This is a genomic window from Providencia sp. PROV200, from assembly GCF_049901995.1.
Lineage (GTDB): Bacteria > Pseudomonadota > Gammaproteobacteria > Enterobacterales > Enterobacteriaceae > Providencia > Providencia rettgeri_E.
Genome location: NZ_CP096307.1, coordinates 701,069 through 717,741, shown reverse-complemented (window position 1 = coordinate 717,741; position 16,673 = coordinate 701,069). Strand labels below are relative to the sequence as shown.

Sequence of the window (16,673 nt, the reverse complement as noted above, 5' to 3'; positions counted from 1 at the left end):
TAGGGGTTGCTGTGATAAAGTATAGATATGAAGTGTAATCCTTAGGTTTACAAACTATGAACAAACTTCCTTCGTTAGAGGATATCCGGGTTTTTGTCACGGTTGCCCGTTTGATGAGTTTCTCTCAAGCCGCTTCACAGCTGTTGGTATCCCCAGCTTATGTTTCTAAACGCATTAAGTTGCTAGAAGAAAATTTAGGACAAACTTTATTTTTTAGAACCGCTCGCGCAATTAAGCTCACTCATGAAGGGCAAATTATTTTACGTAGCAGTGAAGTGATGCTAACTGAGTTGGAACAGATGCAACAGCAACTCAACGCCTGTCGCGAAGAGATCCGCGGCTCTCTGCGTATCAGCTGCAGCACTGGGTTTGGCAGTGCTTATATTAACCCGTTTATACTGACATTGCGGGGAAGTTACCCTTTATTAGGCATTGACCTCACTTTAACCGATAAGTCTGTCGATATTATTAGTGAAAACATTGATGTTGATATCTGTATTGGCGGTACGATAGCTGAGCAATTTATTGCTAGGCGGATAGCACAAAACCAACGTATCCTGTGCGCTTCACCGAGCTACTTAGCAACACACGGCTACCCAAAATATCCACAAGAACTGGAACAAAAGCACTTTTGTATTGCGATTAAAGAACGTAATCAAGCCCCCGCGGTATGGAAGCTTGAACACCAGCAAGAAAGTATGACGGTCACCCCCAATAGCAAATTAACCGTCAATAATGGTGAAGTCGCCAAGCAGTGGTGCTTGAGTGGCGAAGGTATCTTATTGCGCTCCCAATGGAGTGTGCTGCCTGAGTTGCAGTCTGGCCAATTAGTGCGAGTATTACCGCAATGGCATCAAACCGCGGATGTTTATGCTGTATATTCGAGAAGTCTCCGAACGAGTGCTAATCTTAGAGTCTTTATCGAAAATCTAGAGCAATACCTTGCGACTCACTTATCACATGGCTTTTAGTTAACTCCATAAGTTATAAGGTAAACATGAATTGATGGCAGAAACAGAGACAGAAACATTCAAAGAACGTTTGTTGAAATTGCTAAAACAGAAAAAAATGAGTCAATTAAAGGCAGCTGAAGCCCTTGGTGTTTCCCGAACGGCAGTCAACAAGTGGACGAAAGGCGGCATGATTGATGAAGATAATCTTGAAAAGCTCGCCACGTTATTGGATGTCGACAAGATATGGTTGAAATACGGTGAATATACCAATAACCAAATCACTGTTAGCCATTCAGGCGTCATGCGCAATATCAATGAAGTCCATCTTCAAGAATCCGCAGACATCGTGACCTGGGAGTGGGACTTATTAACGGGGGAATTGAACTACTCCGATAACGTTGAGGCCGTATATGGCATCAAAATCACCAGTAATGAAGATTTCTGGGCCTTAATGAGCCATGACTCCAAGGAAAAGTTGGTTAATGGATATTCCAAAATTATCCGTGAAGGGGGTGCCCATGAAATGGATTTTAAAATTAACTGGGAAGGCGATTACCGTTGGATCACATCCCGGGCCACAGGAGTCAAAGGCCCTAATGGCAAAGTGACAAAACTGGTTGGGATCAGCTTAGACAACACGGAACGTAAAAATACTGAACTGCGCCTGCGTAAAATAAAATGCTATTTTGATGTTTTATTATCTCATTTCAATCACTTAGTCGTATTCACAGATAAAGCAGGCGAAATATTAGCCAGCAACTTACACAATCAATCGACAGAAATAGATTACCTTGAACTACAACGTTTATTATATCAATTAGTGATCAACCATAAGCCATGGTTAGATGAAGTCTTTCGGACTGGGCGGGGGCAAATCGTATTTCAAGACAAGCAAATTACTGCTTATCAACACTTGAATGATGAAAAACAGCCTTTTTTAATGTTTGAATTAAACGATATTTAAAACAGGTATTCTGCCCCACTTGTGGTCTAAGCGGGGCAAATTTAATTATAAATCAAGGACTAACCGTTTAGATTTAGCTCGCGAAACACACAACATCATGGTTTTTTGCTCAGCTTTTTCATCATCATCGAGGTAGTGGTCACGATGATCAGCCTCTCCCTCAAGTATTGCCGTTTCGCAGGTTCCACAAACCCCATTACGGCATAAACATTCCACGTTAATGCGCTTATCTGCTTCGATTACCTGCAAAATAGACTCATCTTTACCGATTTCCAAACTAAAGCCTGAACGTTGAAAATAGACCTCAAATGAATCCCCTTCGCTGGCAACTTCCCCAAAATTTTCAAAATGAACCTGTGATTCACCAAGGTGCTGATGACCCTTTTCAATCACCTCATTAATTAATGATTGGGGACCACATACATACAGATGGCTATTCCTCGCTTGTGCTTGAACCAGCTGTTCAACAGACATTCGTTGCCCTTGGCTGCCGTCATAGAGAAATAAACGAGAACCAATACGCTGTTGCAAATGTTCAAGAAATGCCGCTGTTGCACTATCACGAAAACAGTAATGGAGCTCAAAATCCATTCCATTTTCTTCTAATTCATAGAGATAAGAGAGAAAAGGCGTGATCCCAATCCCGCCAGCGATCAAAATATGCTTACATTGGTTATCCGGTGCCAACGAGAAAAAATTCTGCGCTGGGGACAGGTACAAACTATCCCCTGGCGATAGCTGCTCATGCATAAATGCAGAGCCGCCTTTCGAATTTTCATCACGCAATACAGAGATGCAATAACTGCCACACTGCTGTGGATCACTGATTAACGAATAAGCGCGTTGTAAACCAGTCTGCCCATCCATGTGAACGGTAACGTGGCTACCTGCACTAAAAGGCACAAAAGCACCATCTTGCGCGACGAATTCAAACATTTTAATATTTGGGCTAATTTGCTCAATTCGACTAATATTGACTGCAATTTTTTGTTGGTTCATCACAGTGCCTCTCTTATTATTCAATATCTAAACACAGATACTTAGTACTTAAATAATCCTCAATACCATATCGAGAGCCTTCTTTTCCTAAACCTGATTGTTTCACGCCACCAAAGGGAGCAACTTCATTAGAAATTAAGCCTGTATTGATACCGACCATGCCACTTTGTAGCTTTTCAGCTACACGATATACACGACCTACATCACGAGAAAAGAAATAAGCCGCTAAGCCATAAATCGTATTGTTGGCGCGAGTAATCACTTCATTTTCATCACTAAAACGAATCAATGTTGCAATGGGACCAAATATTTCCTCATGAACAATCTTCATTGAGTCATCAACATCAACAAGGACTTTGGGATTAAAGAAATTGCCACACTCAGTGACTTCATTCCCTAAGGTTAATTGGCGAGCGCCTTTCGCTAATGCATCTTGCAATAACTCATTCATCCCATCGATAGCACGTGTTGTGATCATCGGCCCAATGTCGGTACTGGCATCAAGACCATTACCGACTTGCAATTTGGCGACTTCAGCAACGAACTTGGTCTGAAATTCATCGAAAACCGCATCTTGAACATAAAAACGGTTCACACAAACACAAGTTTGCCCACCATTACGGAATTTCGCTTGAACCGCACTCTTTACCGCTTTATCAATATCCGCATCATCAAAGACAATAAAAGGCGCGTTCCCCCCCAATTCGAGTGAGGTTTTCTTAATTGTTGATGCGCACTGCTCGGACAATATTCGGCCAACTTGTGTTGAACCAGTAAACGAAAATTTACTGATAAGCGCATGTTTAGTTAGACGTTCTCCAAGAACACGAGAGTCCCCAGTAATGACGTTGAATATCCCAGCAGGAATACCGGCTTCATCCGCCAGCTGCGCTAATGCAAGCGCCGTAAAAGGCGTTTCTGTCGCGGGCTTGATAACAATACTACAACCCGCAGCCAGTGCTGGAGCCGCTTTACGGGTGATCATCGCTGCGGGAAAATTCCACGGGGTAATCGCACTACAAACACCAATGGGTTGCTTGATTGTCGAAAGGCGGTTACTACCCACTGTTTGAGGAATGGTTTCCCCATAAACACGTTTTCCCTCTTCCGCAAACCATTCAATAAATGACGCGGCATAACGAATTTCACCTTTTGCCTCATGCAGTGGCTTACCTTGTTCAAGAGTCATTAAACGCCCGAGATCGTCAACATGGGCTTCAATCAACTCAAACCAGCGGCGTAAAATAATAGAACGTGCTTTCGCCGTCTGCTTACTCCAACCTTCCATCGCAGAATGTGCAGATTCAATCGCCCCATCTACTTGTGTGGCCGACAGACTGGGGATCGTTCCCAGCACAGATTGATCAAAAGGATTAGTCACAGGGATTTTATTGTCTGAATCAACCCATTGCCCATTGATATAACATGACTGACGAAATAGTGCAGGGTGAGTTAAATGATGCATTTGTGACTTCTCCTTTTATTTTTATGGTTAACGTAATTACTCAGTGTGCGCGCCAGCGATGATTTTATGGAAATGCGCAACGCCATGTTCACTAATCCCACTGCGCTGCCTGTCAGCCATGATACGGCCTTGGCCTCGGTAACCACGCGATCTCAACCCTTTTTGTACACTTTCTACTAACCGTAAATCTTCTGGACGGAATACCGTGCGATACCATTCCACTAAGTTTTTCTGATATTCAGTCAACTCTTCATTGAGAAAATAAATATCATAGTGCTGCAAGGTTTCCCCTGCGCTCACAGGAAACTCATAAATGACCGTCATGAAATCGCCGCCTGGAGGCATATTGAACATGGTGCTAGGCCAAATCCAAAAACCAAAGAAACGCGGATCTAAAACAGATTCATCAAATTGATAGGAGGACTCGGAAGGTTTTGCCTTACCAATTTGAACAGTCCAATTATCCAATAATTGGTGTTCGTATACGTTGACATCCACAGAGCTTGCGAAGCTCACATGGTTGGTTGGGCAGTGATAGCATTCAATATAGTTATCAACGATAGTTTTCCAATTGGCTGGTGTATGGCTAACAAACCGAGCGGCCAATTTTAAGTCGCTAATTACTGCACAAGCTTCTTGCATTTTTTCCGCTAGACCTGGAAGTTGCTCTTCAATAGGTTGCGGTTCGCCTACGGTCATATTTACATAAATAAACCCTGCATGTTCAGTAACATGGAAGCTACTTAATGTCATTGCATCAGCTTCAAAATTGTTCACATTTTCACAATTAGTCGCATGTGCTAATTGGCCATCTAACTTGAATGCCCATGCATGGTAAGGACAAGTAATCACATTTTTGACTTTGCCACTTTCACCGCTAATTAACTGGTGTCCACGGTGTGGACATACATTATAAAAACCACGTAATACATCATCACGACCACGAACAATCACAAGGCTTTCGCCAATGAGCTCACGAGTGATATAGGAGTTTTTTTCTTTTACTTCACTGATATGCGCGACACAAACCCATGAGTTAGCGAATATTTTTTCTTTTTCATACTCAAAAATATCATTAGACGTGTAATAACGTGCAGGGATTGTCCATGCGTTATCAATATCAAGGTGATCATTAATCGAAATGACTTTAGCTGCATTGCTCATAATTGCCCTCACTTACGTAAACTTATAGTTAACATCTTTTTTAAGAATGTTAATGCAGATCCCATTAATGATCAAACTAAATATTGATAAAAATTCAATCAAAAACATTTAATACATATACAACAACAAGTTAGATGCATTACAATTATCTCAACTGTTAATAATTAGTTAATTACTTGTTAACTACACAATATTTGCATGGCTATTCTCTGTAAACCGAAAGTAGCAATTAATAAAAAAGTACCCTTGAAAACAAAACGAGTATTCCCTGCAAGCCAACTCTCATAAAACAAAAAATAAGTGAGCAACTGGAGAAGAGGTATGATGAATCACAAAAAATCCGTATTTTACGTGTCGCTAGCCTTTAGTCTGGCGTTAATCAGTTTTGGTGCATTTATTCCTGATAAACTGGAAGCATTTTCACATTCCGCCTTAAGTTTTATCTATAACAATCTAGGTTGGTTTATCCTAGGTTCCGTTTTTATCTTTTTCAGCTTCTGTATGTTTCTCGGTTTTTCCAAATTTGGTCACATACGCCTCGGCGATGACAATGACAAACCGGAATACAGCACGGTCACTTGGATTGCGATGTTATTCAGTGCCTCGATTGGGATTAGCTTGATGTTCTGGGGGGTGGCAGAGCCAGTTTCCTATTATATCAGCCCACCCGTTGGGCAAGGCTTAACAGAACAGTCAGCCAAAGCAGCGATGCAATATGTCTATCTGCACTGGGGGGTTTCCGCATGGGCATGTTATGCGCTCGTCGGTGTGGCTTTAGCCTATTTCCAATTTAGAAAAAAGCTACCATCCTCACTCAGCTCGGTTTTTTATCCCTTAATCGGGGATCGGATTTACGGCTCTGTCGGGAAGTGGATCAATATATTGGTGATGTTATCTGTCGTCATTGGTATCGCCACATCATTAGGCTTCGGTACACTACAAGTTAACAGTGGTATGAATTACTTATGGGGACTGCCTATTAGTATTTATGTACAAGTTGGATTGATCGCAATAATTACCGTTGTTTATGTTGCTTCGACGATCTCTGGATTACAAGGGGCGATAAAGTACCTATCAAACTTAAATATCATACTTGCCCTAGGATTGATGGCATTTATATTTTTATCTGGCCCAACCCAAACTATCTTAAAAGTGTTATTCCAAGGTATTGGTGACTACGTCCAAAATTTTGTCAGTATGTCATTTCGCACTGAGCCCTATAATGACGGCACTTGGATTGCTAACTGGACACTGTTTTACTTTGGCTGGTGGATAGCATGGGCACCATTAGTGGGTAGCTTTGTAGCGCGTATATCAAAAGGAAGAACAATTAAAGAATTTATGATTGGCGCAGTATTTATCCCTGTATTAAGTGCTTTTACTTGGTTTGCGGTAATGGGTGGATCAGCAATCCATATTATTCAAAATCTCGGCCAAACAGCACTAGCCGATGCTGTAAAAACGGATGTAACATCCGCATTATTTAAGTTCTTAGACTATTTCCCTGCATCAACATTTATTAGTGTCTTGGCGATTGTTTTGGTGCTGATTTTCTTTATCACATCAGCTAACTCAGCGGTATTTGTGCTGGGAATGGTCAGCGAAAATGGCAACCCAAATCCTTCTCATGTCACGAAAACCATTTGGGGAGTCATTATTGCGGCAATCGCGATTGTGCTAATTATGACTGGTGGATTATCCGGTTTGCAATCCGCACTGGTCGCCATGGCAGTACCACTATCCATCATGATGCTCATTATGTGTTATTCCACATATAAAGGGCTCAATGAAGAAGTTAACGCAGAAGCTGCGGAAAAAAAAGCGTTAAAAGATAATATCAAAATAATGAATAAACCTATTCTTCCTGAAATTGAAAAATAGTCGTCCATAAAAACACAAAACCCCAATATGTTATGACGCATATTGGGGTTTTAACTATATTAGTAATAAATTATTTGTTACTTAAATTTATTAATCAGAAAATAGCGTCAAAGCAAGAACTAAAGCATCTTCTCTACCTTTTTTAGCTGGATAGTAATCTTTACGTACCGTCACTTGGTGAAAACCCAGCTTATCATATAGATGCAAAGCAGATGCATTTGATTCCCTAACCTCTAGCCATAACGTGAGAATGCCTTTCTTTACGAGTTCTTCAATGAGCTGTTCTAACAACAAGCGGCCATAGCCTTTCCCTTGGTAATCAGGGTGTATGGCAATATTAAATAAGGTCGCTTCATCAAGAACATACTGTGTTATTGCATAACCAACAATTTGATTATTAACAGATATTTTTATGTTATGGTACTTTTCCCCTTGGTTCCCATAAAAAACACGCTCAGTCCATGGAAAATCATGGCTCAATTTCTCAATTAAGTACGCAGTCGCGAGATCAGATTGCTTTAGTGTTGAAATTTTCATCATATTGATAAATTTGTTTCCATAGTGCCTGTTTAGCGCTACAGCTTGTACTTAGCTCAGACAAAACAGGTGAAGTAAATATGATTTTTGAACCTTCAGGCTGAATTTCATCACCTAATACCCAACATGGTGTTATTATTGGTGTTGGGATTAAACCTAATTGCTCTGAATTTACACAAACCACATCATCCTGTGCAATATTCATGGAAAGAAAAATATCTTTTAGCAATTGGCTATTTAAATCAAGGTTCTCATCAGTAATAATAATAAGCTTAGTCGACGCTGGGATCCTCACACCACGCTCACCACGTAACACGGCAGGATTTCTCACCATCCATTGAGTGATCCCCAGTTGTTCTAAAAGCCTGTCACGTCGTGTCATTTGATTTTCCAGTCGCAATTTTACAACCACATCTTATCAAAGGGGATCAATAGCGCCAACAGAGCAATGCTATTTCTCTTATCTTTGGTAAGATGTCATCGGTTTTTTTTATTATTTTAGGAGATTGACAGAATATGTCATTACTGACACCTGCCAGCGAAGTTATTCAACGCCATCTCGAACATTTTACAGATCGTCATGTCATTTTGGCCGGTGACATTCAGGATGAGCTCGCTGCAACCTTAGAAGCGGCTAGTGTTCGTGTCATCACCAACCAGTATCACCACTGGCAGCGTTTACAGCCGTTAATGGGAGATATGGCGTTATTCTCTGCCACTACGCCCGCGGAATTTATCCAGCCTTGCGATACTCTCATTTATTTTTGGCAAAAAAACAAGCAAGAAGCCTGTTTCCAGCTCGATGACCTTTGTACTCATCTTGCTGCGGGTAGCCAAATTTTTATCGTCGGTGAGAATCGCAGTGGTGTTAAAAGCGCCGAATCCATTATGGAAGGGATCGCTAGCTTACAAAAAATTGACTCAGCACGCCGCTGTGGCTTGTACTATGGTGAATTAGAACAACCGACAACCTTTGATATTGCTCGCTGGTGGCGTCATTATCAGATTGATAATGTTAGAATTAACGCACTGCCAGGGGTATTTAGCCATAATGAGCTTGATATCGGTAGTGACCTACTATTATCAACATTAACCGATCCAATGAGTGGTGATCTGCTTGATCTCGCTTGCGGTAACGGGGTGATTGCCGCGGTGATCGGCTCACAAAATCCAGAGATCAAACTTACCTTAAGTGATGTCAGTGCGTCTGCACTAGATTCCGCAGCATCCACTCTTGAAGCCAATAAACTGACTGGTAAAGTCATCGCTAGTGACGCCTACTCAGATATTAACGATAAGTTTGATTGGATTATTTCTAACCCACCATTCCATGATGGCCTAAACACCAGTTATCGAGCGGTTGAAAATATGATTTATCAAGCCCCTAAATACCTGAAAAAAGGGGGCCGCTTGCGGATCGTCGCGAATGCTTTCTTACCGTATCCTGATTTACTCGATAAAGCATTTGGTAGCCATGAAGTACTCGCCAAAACGGGGAAATTTAAGGTTTACCAAGCAGTTAAACGCTAATTCACTCATCCAAATTAGACTAAAATACAATTTTTCGTCCTGCTCAATGGCCAGTGACCCATCACCGGCCATTTTTTCATCAATCAAAAAATACTTCATAAAAAAATTATTGACGTTCGTCGAAATTAGCCTAAAATCCGCACCACATTATTGCTGGTGAAAGGCATTGATGGCCAAAGTTTAGTTAGGTATTGCGAGGGTGGCGGAATTGGTAGACGCGCTAGCTTCAGGTGTTAGTGTCCTATGGACGTGGGGGTTCAAGTCCCCCCTTTCGCACCACTAAAACTTTGTACAAAACACAATATGTAGTATTGACGAGACAGTATTGCGAGGGTGGCGGAATTGGTAGACGCGCTAGCTTCAGGTGTTAGTGTCCTTCGGACGTGGGGGTTCAAGTCCCCCCTTTCGCACCACTGGTCAGTCATTTTATAATATCCTGCCCATTCGGCCTTTCCTGTACTACTAATGCTGTCTTATTTGCCTATTTACTATAAAACAATAGTAAATCATTTAAATAAACCGCTATATTGAATACCTTTAATTATCAATATCTTTCGATACCACTTTCTTCTGTTCTATTTAATTATTAAATTATAAAGCTACCTTTGTAGTACAAAGGCCATCAGAAAACATGCGAGCGAAATCACAGCGGGGATAATCAATAAGCGGCGAGAACCACGGTTGAACAACATCCCTGCGGTTGCGACCATCATGACAATCATAATGATTTTTATATTATCCAAGCCCATATTATTGAGTACGTAAGCAATGCTCAACAATATCACAGCAAAGACACCCCAAAGGCCAGCGCCTATACGCTTTAAACCTGTGGTTTTTGATATGCTAGTTGGCATAGTGATCTCACCCTTAAATGATAATGATTATCAATCATATCTAGTTTTTAGTAAATTTCAATGCTTTTTTATTCCACCCTCCTATAAATTAACACTTATTTTACAAAATAAAAACTCACTAAAATAGATAAATAAAGTGAATATCTTCAGGCTCTAATGCAAATAATTCAGGGTCAGGTTGTGCAATTAAAGTACAGCCTAGATGTTGATAAAAATGCACGGTATTTTCTGAAGGCGTCGCAGAAATATATAAGCCTTTTGCCCCTTTTTGTATCGCCATTTCAACACAGTGTTGGAATAACATTCCTGCCAAACCTTCTCCACGGTACGCGTGGCTCACATGCAAAAAAGATAATTGCAATAAATCTTTTTGCTCTCCCCGCCACACATTATCTAAACTTGCAGCAGCAATTAACTTGCCCAGCTCAAAAACCCCAAGAAATACCGCACCTTGGTCATAACTTTCCAACAAATGGGGGGTATAGGCTTCAGGCTCACCTTCTGGCCAACCTTTCATATCAAACCGTTGTTTGGATAGCACCAACTCGCCATTTTGATATAGATAAAGGTTTTCAATTAATTCAGTGCGGTCGATAGACCAAACAGATGGAATTTCCTCTCGTTGCAGTTCGCGAACTTCTCTCATTATGTCACTCTCATTATTTGTGCCTATGAATAAGCACATTTATTGTTATCTAATAAATCAGTTTTCAAGATAACGAATAAAAAAAGAAGTGCAAATATTTAATAATTTGATTGAGGAATGGTTGAAAGATAAGGAGAAAAAGAGCCATAAATAAAAAAATCCCCCGCGACATCCTATCGCGGAGAATTTTTACTACAGGGTTGGTTTATTGCTTCAATCCCATTGCATCGCGCATGGTAAAGAACAAATCAGTTTGGTCAGTTAGACCCATTACGTTTGCCGCATGTGGGCCATAAGCCGCCACACGTAACTGAGCACCAGTGTGCTCTTGAGAATCATCTTCTTCAGAGTTACCGTAATTCACGACCATCACGGAGCCGTCTTTCGTAATCAACGCTTGCGTTAAGCCCGTTGATTTTGTGCCTTCTGGTATAATTTGGCTTGAATGTGAATGGTCAGCAGTCACGATAACTAATGTATCACCATGCTTTTTAGCGAAATCTAAGCCGACTTGTACCGCTTGGTCGAGAGCAACTGTTTCACCAATTTGGCCACATGGGTTTGCTTTATGATCTTGCTTATCGATAGAAGCGCTTTCCACCTGTAAGAAGAAACCATTTGGATTGACTTCTAACAGCTCAATCGCTTTTTTCGTCATTTGAGCTAATGTTGGTGCATTCGGGTCTAACTTAGCATTCGGTTTACATTCTAACGGCGCATTGTTGATATTACCGTAATGAACCGCTTTCGGGCCTTCCCATGCAACAGTCATGTTGCCATCATGGAATAAGCCCAGGACAGGTTTATCTTGATTTGCAACTGTAATGCTATCTAATGACTTCGCATCACGTACAATATTGTACCCACGCTCAATTGCCTGTTGTTCCAACGTTTTACCTTTGTAGTCACCCGCCTTTGCTTCTTGCTTGAAGCTCTTAGCACCACCACCAAGGGTGACATCAGGGCGAGTTACCAACAGTTGCTCTGAAATTGAACCACGACCGCCATTTTCTAGCGCGTTAGCCGCACATTTTTCTGTTGTTTCCTCAGGGCCATAACATTTACGCGCACTGACATGCGAAAACTGTGCAGCAGGTGTTGCATCTTGGATCTCGGAAGTCGTGACGTTCCCCGTCGCTTTACCATTACGTTTAGCTATCTCAATTAATGTTTCATGGTCGTTACCAAATACATCAATCCCCAATGCGCCATTGTAGGTTTTCACACCGGAAGACCACGCCGTGGCAGATGCGGCAGAGTCAGTCACATAGTCAGGTTTTTGTGTTTTTTTATCTAACGCATAATGGGTATATTGGCCAGTGATTGGCAGGGCATCAATACCTTTAAAGAACCCTGAAGCGCCTTCTGCATAGTTACGAGCAACGGTTATCTCAGAGTCACCCATACCATCACCAATAAATAGGATCACATTTTTGGCTTGGCCATTGTGAAGTGCTGCTTTCATGATATCAGTTTGTTCTGTCGCTAAACGACGCGCACCACCAAATTTGGTGATGTCGCCTTGCGCGGCACGATTTTCTGACACTGCATCATTTTTATCAGCTGCATAGGCAGGGACTGTACTCCCTAAAATTAAAGTACTTACCGTGACAGCTAAAAGGGATTTCATAAAATTACCAGTCATAACAGTTTCCTTGCCAATCAATAATGAAAAGAGAAAATGTGTATTTCAAATAATGACAGGCATGCTAAAGGAGCCAGATGACAGTTGAATGACGCTTTTATGGCGAAATGAAGACGTTTGTCATAAATGTGAAAAAGCAGCTAAATATCAGCTGCTTTTTGTGAATTAGCGTTATGGCGATTTACCATTGTGATACAAGTTGATTTGTTCCCTCATAAAGTGTTTCACACCAAGAAACGTAGTCGTGCCCACTAGGGAGCTCAATGGCATCAACTTGATAATTTTTATGTTTTAAAACATCGAATAACCGATAGTGGTTTTGAATAATTCCCCCCCAACTACCGCGTTGTTCGAATAAGCCAGCCTCAAGGAAAAAACGGATCGGTTGCGTTGGCATGATTTCGATTTCACGGATCAACCACTCAGGGTCTTTATCTTTTGGAGCCCACCAATAAGATCCTGACATACTAATAACATTACCAAAAATTTCAGGATGCTGTAACGCATTCCATGTCGCCCCAAGCCCTCCATAACTGGAACCTGCAATAATCGTATGGCTTGCTGGTGCTTGAATTCCCATTTTCGCTAATTCAGGCATGAGTTCATCCGCCAGCAACTGAGGAAACGCATCATTAGGAGGAAGTTCATCGCCACGGCGCGCTGAATTGATGCTATCGACAAACACAATGTTCATCGCTGGGAAACTCCCCTGCGCCATCCACTTATCAAAGAATTTATCCATTTGATAGTTTTGCAAGTAAATTTGCCCATCCAATAGCACCAATAACCCAGGGATTTCCATTGGTATATTAGGCCGATAAACCGTTATTTTTCTTTCATTTTTTAGCACTTCACTCGTTAACACAAATGTTTCTAAACGGCCTTTAACCTGCCAGTTTGCTACATCAGAGAAATGACATTGGCGTATATTCGGTACCAATGATAACAATGAAAAACGGTTATATTTATCTATGCTCAGAGAAGGAATAACGTGTGAATTATAGGGATCAGACTGCGCAGTGACTAAAATCGCCTTACGTTGAGCAAAACCGCCTTCAGGCACTGAAGGAATATCCGGTGCAATTTTATATTGCGATAACGTATCATTAGGAATGATAAAAGAGCGATACCAAATATCCGTTCCCGCCAAGTGAGCCATTCTTTCGTGATTACCAGATGGTGCCCCTAGAATATAAGCATTTGCTTTCGCGCCACGCCAAAGGAATGTCACCCGTTTTTGTCTATTTGAAAAATCTTCAACCAATGGCGTGCCTTGCGCGGTGACAGCTTGCCAAAATGCGCTTGTATCCCCTTTTTGGTAATGTTCATCAAGTAAACTTTGTAGCTTGGGGCTAACGGGTTCATTCTCCTTTTTAATGACTAAAGGCTGGTATGGGCTAACATCAAACTTTAATTGCCAAGGTTTACCCGGCTCACCATTCAATGCAAGATAATAAACCCCATTTTTTGATACGACATAATCCGCACTATGGGGTTCTTGTACCGAGCCATACTCTTGCAATGCACGCACTGGCTGTTTATTGGAATTCAATAACAGGACCTTGGAAAGGCCTTCACCACGTTGTTTTATAAAATCTTGCTGTGATACTTCAAAAGATAAGCAACTATGACCCTCACTATCATGCACCCCTTCAGCAAAGGAAAGCTCAGATAAACGCGTGCAGTCAGTGTGTGTTGCCATTACCGTAGAAGAAAACAACATACAACCTAAAAGAGGCAAAGATTTCACATCGAATTCCAATGAGTCAATTGATAATAATTATTACTATCAAAAAACTCTTTTAAACTCAATGGCTCACAGCACGTTTTTCCATCAGTTGGTTAATTAACTGCAGCGCACTCAATAAATAATAGCGTTGTTTTTGTACTAATCTCAAATAACGGCGAGTCGCAGGAATACGACTTACCATTTCTGATGCGGTGTAAGGCTCAATTTCACAGCGCCAACGACCGTGGCTAAACGCTATCTCGCAATGATTAAATTCCAGCTCTTCTAATGTTTGTCTAATAATGGGGTATTCATTCAGCCATTCAATAACCTTCTGCCCATCCATTTGTTTTGAGGCGAAATGGATATGTTTTTTCTTTATACTTCCACGGGTTTTTACTTCAATTTTTGCATTGATATTATCTGCACATTGGCCTGACACCGCAAAACGGCTATACACAATAAAAGCGAGAAACAACTTTCTTGGCCGCTCTGTCACCTCAATGGTTAATTCAGGTTGAGGTTGTACAAGGAGCACTCCAGGTGCTCCCCACTCACATGGATAAGGTGCCATGTCCTTTTCAACGCAGTTAAGTGTTAATCCTACTTGATATCCGGCAGGCAAACGTTGCTGAGTCAGCTTACCGAGCCTTGTCCGCAAAGACGGTTTAGGCGAGGTGACGTAATGGCTCAAGTTGGCCTCCTTCCATTTCTTCATCAGCAAAGGAATTTGATAAAACGGATTCAACATCTACAGGTTTAAATGGGTTAACTTTCTGTACGAACACAGTCCAAATTAATGCATATCCTGCTGTTAAACCTAACATAATGGCAAAGGGAATATAGACATCCGACTTATTCATACCCGGTGGTGTAATGTACACAATCGCTAAAATAATCCCGACACTCGAAATAATTTGCGGTATAGGAAAAAAAGGCGAACGATAGGCACGATGTAAGTCAGGACGGCGGATACGTAATAAAACCACTGAAATGGTCACCAGCAAGTAAGCCGTCCCCCAAGAACACACCGCCGCCAATACCAAAGGAATGATACGGTCAAGGTCGCCTTGAATAGCATAAGCATGCAAACACGGGATCATCACGGCCACTAAAATGCCGAATACAGGGGTTTTGAAGCGTGGATGTAAATAAGCAAAGATGCGTGGTAATGCCCCATCAAGCGCCATTCCATAGAGAATACGGGGAACCGCTGCCATGAGTGTATTGATGGTCGCCCCACCCGCGAGTAATAGCGCAATACCTATCCAGTATTTACCAAACTCGCCCATAACAATTTCGGCAAATGCAGGGATTGCCATCGGGGTTTCCAATAAACGTGTGCCTGTCTGCGGGTCAACCACCACATTTTCCACTTGGTTCGCTAGCGCTGCACCGAATAACACCATACAGAGCGCGACACAGAATAGGCCCGTTGTCATTGCGCGAGGGATCACCTTAGCGGAATTTTTAATTTCAGGCGCCATTGGCGTGACTAACTCGCACCCAACAAACATGAACATCGCCATACCCACAAAGCTGAGAATCAATGTTGGGTCGGTATTGAGTGGCTGCCCAAACCAGCCTTCCATATCGACATGAAACGGCAACATCAAACCGCTCACACTAAAAATCACTAATGTTGACCACATGGCAAATGTCAGTACCACCTCAACCTTACCAAAGGCTTCAATACCAAATGCATTTAAGATACCAAACGTGACAACCAGCCCAACACCGACCATCCAAGATGAATTACTGGTCTCTAGAACTGTATTGAGATGCTCAAAGTTAACGAGCGCCATGATCCCTGAAAGAATGGTCTCGGCAGTTCCTGCAAACACATGCACAATCAAATAAGCCGAAAGCGCGCCAGTTATCGCCCAAAAACGCCCCATTCCACACGATATATAGTCATATACCGATCCTGAGGTTGGTAGAATAGCCGCAGCCTCCGAAAACGTGGTGAGCTGAGCTTGCATCATAATAAAGCTGAATAACACCGCTAGGGCGAATGTATCGCCACCAATACCGAATCCACTCGTAACAGTTAAAATAACAGGGCTGGCCATAATCAAGCCGGCAGAACTTGCCAGTGTGGTCGGAAAGCCAACTTTCCCTTTTTCTAAATGTGTCGACAATTTTGAGGATAAATTCATTTTACATCCCTCTCACTCTCTACCCAGCCATGAATGTGAATGTTTTGTAAATACCAAGTAACTGCATAGTCACTATAGAAATAACCCTAAGAAGGCTGCTATCGTTCTAAAGAACGATACCCAGAGGGAGGGGGAAATAAAATACAA

The 16,673-nt window shown here is 41.8% G+C and carries 15 protein-coding genes and 2 tRNA genes; 6 read left to right on the top strand and 11 right to left on the bottom strand.

Annotation, left to right across the window (positions count from 1 at the left end; translation table 11 throughout):
* Window positions 1–56: 56 nt before the first annotated feature.
* On the top strand, window positions 57–971 hold the full coding sequence (locus M1E86_RS03080; RefSeq protein ID WP_125891869.1) for a LysR substrate-binding domain-containing protein: 915 nt from the start codon (window positions 57–59) through the stop codon (window positions 969–971).
* 34 nt (window positions 972–1,005) lie between these two features.
* Complete coding sequence (locus M1E86_RS03075; protein ID WP_125891868.1) at window positions 1,006–1,917, top strand: helix-turn-helix domain-containing protein; 912 nt, start codon at window positions 1,006–1,008, stop codon at window positions 1,915–1,917.
* A 45-nt stretch (window positions 1,918–1,962) separates the two neighbouring features.
* Here the strand turns inward: M1E86_RS03075 and M1E86_RS03070 are convergent, their stop codons facing one another.
* Genes M1E86_RS03070 through M1E86_RS03060 form a run of 3 tightly spaced genes read right to left on the bottom strand, consistent with a single transcriptional unit; the run spans window position 1,963 to window position 5,545 of the window.
* Window positions 1,963–2,916 (bottom strand): PDR/VanB family oxidoreductase, encoded by a 954-nt coding sequence (locus tag M1E86_RS03070; protein ID WP_213912997.1) that lies wholly within the window; start codon window positions 2,914–2,916, stop codon window positions 1,963–1,965.
* A 16-nt stretch (window positions 2,917–2,932) separates the two neighbouring features.
* Window positions 2,933–4,381, bottom strand: coding sequence for a succinate-semialdehyde dehydrogenase (locus M1E86_RS03065; RefSeq protein WP_213912998.1), 1,449 nt, complete (start codon window positions 4,379–4,381; stop codon window positions 2,933–2,935).
* 36 nt (window positions 4,382–4,417) lie between these two features.
* Window positions 4,418–5,545, bottom strand: coding sequence for an aromatic ring-hydroxylating oxygenase subunit alpha (locus M1E86_RS03060; protein ID WP_213912999.1), 1,128 nt, complete (start codon window positions 5,543–5,545; stop codon window positions 4,418–4,420).
* Window positions 5,546–5,866: 321 nt separating this feature from the next.
* Between M1E86_RS03060 and M1E86_RS03055 the strand changes: the two genes are divergently transcribed.
* Window positions 5,867–7,426 carry a BCCT family transporter gene (locus M1E86_RS03055; protein ID WP_213913000.1) on the top strand — a complete coding sequence of 520 codons (1,560 nt, stop codon included), beginning with the start codon at window positions 5,867–5,869 and terminating at the stop codon, window positions 7,424–7,426.
* Window positions 7,427–7,516: 90 nt separating this feature from the next.
* Here the strand turns inward: M1E86_RS03055 and rimI are convergent, their stop codons facing one another.
* Together rimI and M1E86_RS03045 are read right to left on the bottom strand one after the other, a co-directional pair.
* The gene (gene rimI, locus M1E86_RS03050; protein WP_213913001.1) at window positions 7,517–7,966 is read right to left on the bottom strand and encodes a ribosomal protein S18-alanine N-acetyltransferase; all 450 of its coding nucleotides are present in this window, start codon (window positions 7,964–7,966) and stop codon (window positions 7,517–7,519) included.
* Entirely contained in the window at window positions 7,935–8,345 is a 411-nt protein-coding gene (locus M1E86_RS03045; RefSeq protein ID WP_125891863.1) for a DNA polymerase III subunit psi, read from the bottom strand. Before M1E86_RS03045 ends, rimI begins: the two co-directional genes overlap by 32 nt.
* A gap of 134 nt (window positions 8,346–8,479) precedes the next feature.
* On the opposite strand from M1E86_RS03045, the gene rsmC reads away from it, so the two are divergent.
* The 3 genes from rsmC to M1E86_RS03030 all read left to right on the top strand — a co-directional run bounded on the left by rsmC (window position 8,480) and on the right by M1E86_RS03030 (window position 9,906).
* On the top strand, window positions 8,480–9,493 hold the full coding sequence (gene rsmC / locus M1E86_RS03040; protein ID WP_125891862.1) for a 16S rRNA (guanine(1207)-N(2))-methyltransferase RsmC: 1,014 nt from the start codon (window positions 8,480–8,482) through the stop codon (window positions 9,491–9,493).
* A gap of 193 nt (window positions 9,494–9,686) precedes the next feature.
* Window positions 9,687–9,772 (top strand) — tRNA-Leu (locus M1E86_RS03035).
* A 48-nt stretch (window positions 9,773–9,820) separates the two neighbouring features.
* Window positions 9,821–9,906 (top strand) — tRNA-Leu (locus M1E86_RS03030).
* Window positions 9,907–10,092: 186 nt separating this feature from the next.
* On the opposite strand, the gene M1E86_RS03025 is transcribed toward M1E86_RS03030, so the two are convergent.
* The 6 genes from M1E86_RS03025 to M1E86_RS03000 form a co-directional block, all read right to left on the bottom strand.
* Window positions 10,093–10,347 carry a DUF1435 family protein gene (locus M1E86_RS03025; protein WP_125891861.1) on the bottom strand — a complete coding sequence of 85 codons (255 nt, stop codon included), beginning with the start codon at window positions 10,345–10,347 and terminating at the stop codon, window positions 10,093–10,095.
* 118 nt (window positions 10,348–10,465) lie between these two features.
* Window positions 10,466–10,993, bottom strand: a complete 528-nt coding sequence (locus M1E86_RS03020; RefSeq protein WP_213913002.1) for a GNAT family N-acetyltransferase — start codon at window positions 10,991–10,993, stop codon at window positions 10,466–10,468.
* Window positions 10,994–11,198: 205 nt separating this feature from the next.
* The gene (phoA, locus tag M1E86_RS03015) at window positions 11,199–12,638 is read right to left on the bottom strand and encodes an alkaline phosphatase (RefSeq protein WP_213913003.1); all 1,440 of its coding nucleotides are present in this window, start codon (window positions 12,636–12,638) and stop codon (window positions 11,199–11,201) included.
* 181 nt (window positions 12,639–12,819) lie between these two features.
* A complete protein-coding gene (locus M1E86_RS03010; protein WP_248467580.1) occupies window positions 12,820–14,388 on the bottom strand; it encodes an alpha/beta hydrolase-fold protein in 1,569 nt (522 codons plus the stop codon).
* A 58-nt stretch (window positions 14,389–14,446) separates the two neighbouring features.
* Window positions 14,447–15,061, bottom strand: coding sequence for a DUF3156 family protein (locus tag M1E86_RS03005; protein WP_248467578.1), 615 nt, complete (start codon window positions 15,059–15,061; stop codon window positions 14,447–14,449).
* Window positions 15,036–16,526, bottom strand: coding sequence for an APC family permease (locus tag M1E86_RS03000; RefSeq protein ID WP_125891857.1), 1,491 nt, complete (start codon window positions 16,524–16,526; stop codon window positions 15,036–15,038). The genes M1E86_RS03005 and M1E86_RS03000 overlap by 26 nt, the downstream gene beginning before the upstream one ends.
* Window positions 16,527–16,673 lie beyond the last annotated feature (147 nt).

Bases quoted from the DNA above. Each gene is read 5' to 3' on its own strand.
- M1E86_RS03080 (WP_125891869.1), top strand. From the start codon at position 57: ATGAACAAACTTCCTTCGTTAGAGGATATCCGGGTTTTTGTCACGGTT.
- M1E86_RS03075 (WP_125891868.1), top strand. From the start codon at position 1,006: ATGGCAGAAACAGAGACAGAAACATTCAAAGAACGTTTGTTGAAATTG.
- M1E86_RS03070 (WP_213912997.1), bottom strand. From the start codon at position 2,916: ATGAACCAACAAAAAATTGCAGTCAATATTAGTCGAATTGAGCAAATT.
- M1E86_RS03065 (WP_213912998.1), bottom strand. From the start codon at position 4,381: ATGCATCATTTAACTCACCCTGCACTATTTCGTCAGTCATGTTATATC.
- M1E86_RS03060 (WP_213912999.1), bottom strand. From the start codon at position 5,545: ATGAGCAATGCAGCTAAAGTCATTTCGATTAATGATCACCTTGATATT.
- M1E86_RS03055 (WP_213913000.1), top strand. From the start codon at position 5,867: ATGATGAATCACAAAAAATCCGTATTTTACGTGTCGCTAGCCTTTAGT.
- rimI (WP_213913001.1), bottom strand. From the start codon at position 7,966: ATGATGAAAATTTCAACACTAAAGCAATCTGATCTCGCGACTGCGTAC.
- M1E86_RS03045 (WP_125891863.1), bottom strand. From the start codon at position 8,345: ATGACACGACGTGACAGGCTTTTAGAACAACTGGGGATCACTCAATGG.
- rsmC (WP_125891862.1), top strand. From the start codon at position 8,480: ATGTCATTACTGACACCTGCCAGCGAAGTTATTCAACGCCATCTCGAA.
- M1E86_RS03025 (WP_125891861.1), bottom strand. From the start codon at position 10,347: ATGCCAACTAGCATATCAAAAACCACAGGTTTAAAGCGTATAGGCGCT.
- M1E86_RS03020 (WP_213913002.1), bottom strand. From the start codon at position 10,993: ATGAGAGAAGTTCGCGAACTGCAACGAGAGGAAATTCCATCTGTTTGG.
- phoA (WP_213913003.1), bottom strand. From the start codon at position 12,638: ATGACTGGTAATTTTATGAAATCCCTTTTAGCTGTCACGGTAAGTACT.
- M1E86_RS03000 (WP_125891857.1), bottom strand. From the start codon at position 16,526: ATGAATTTATCCTCAAAATTGTCGACACATTTAGAAAAAGGGAAAGTT.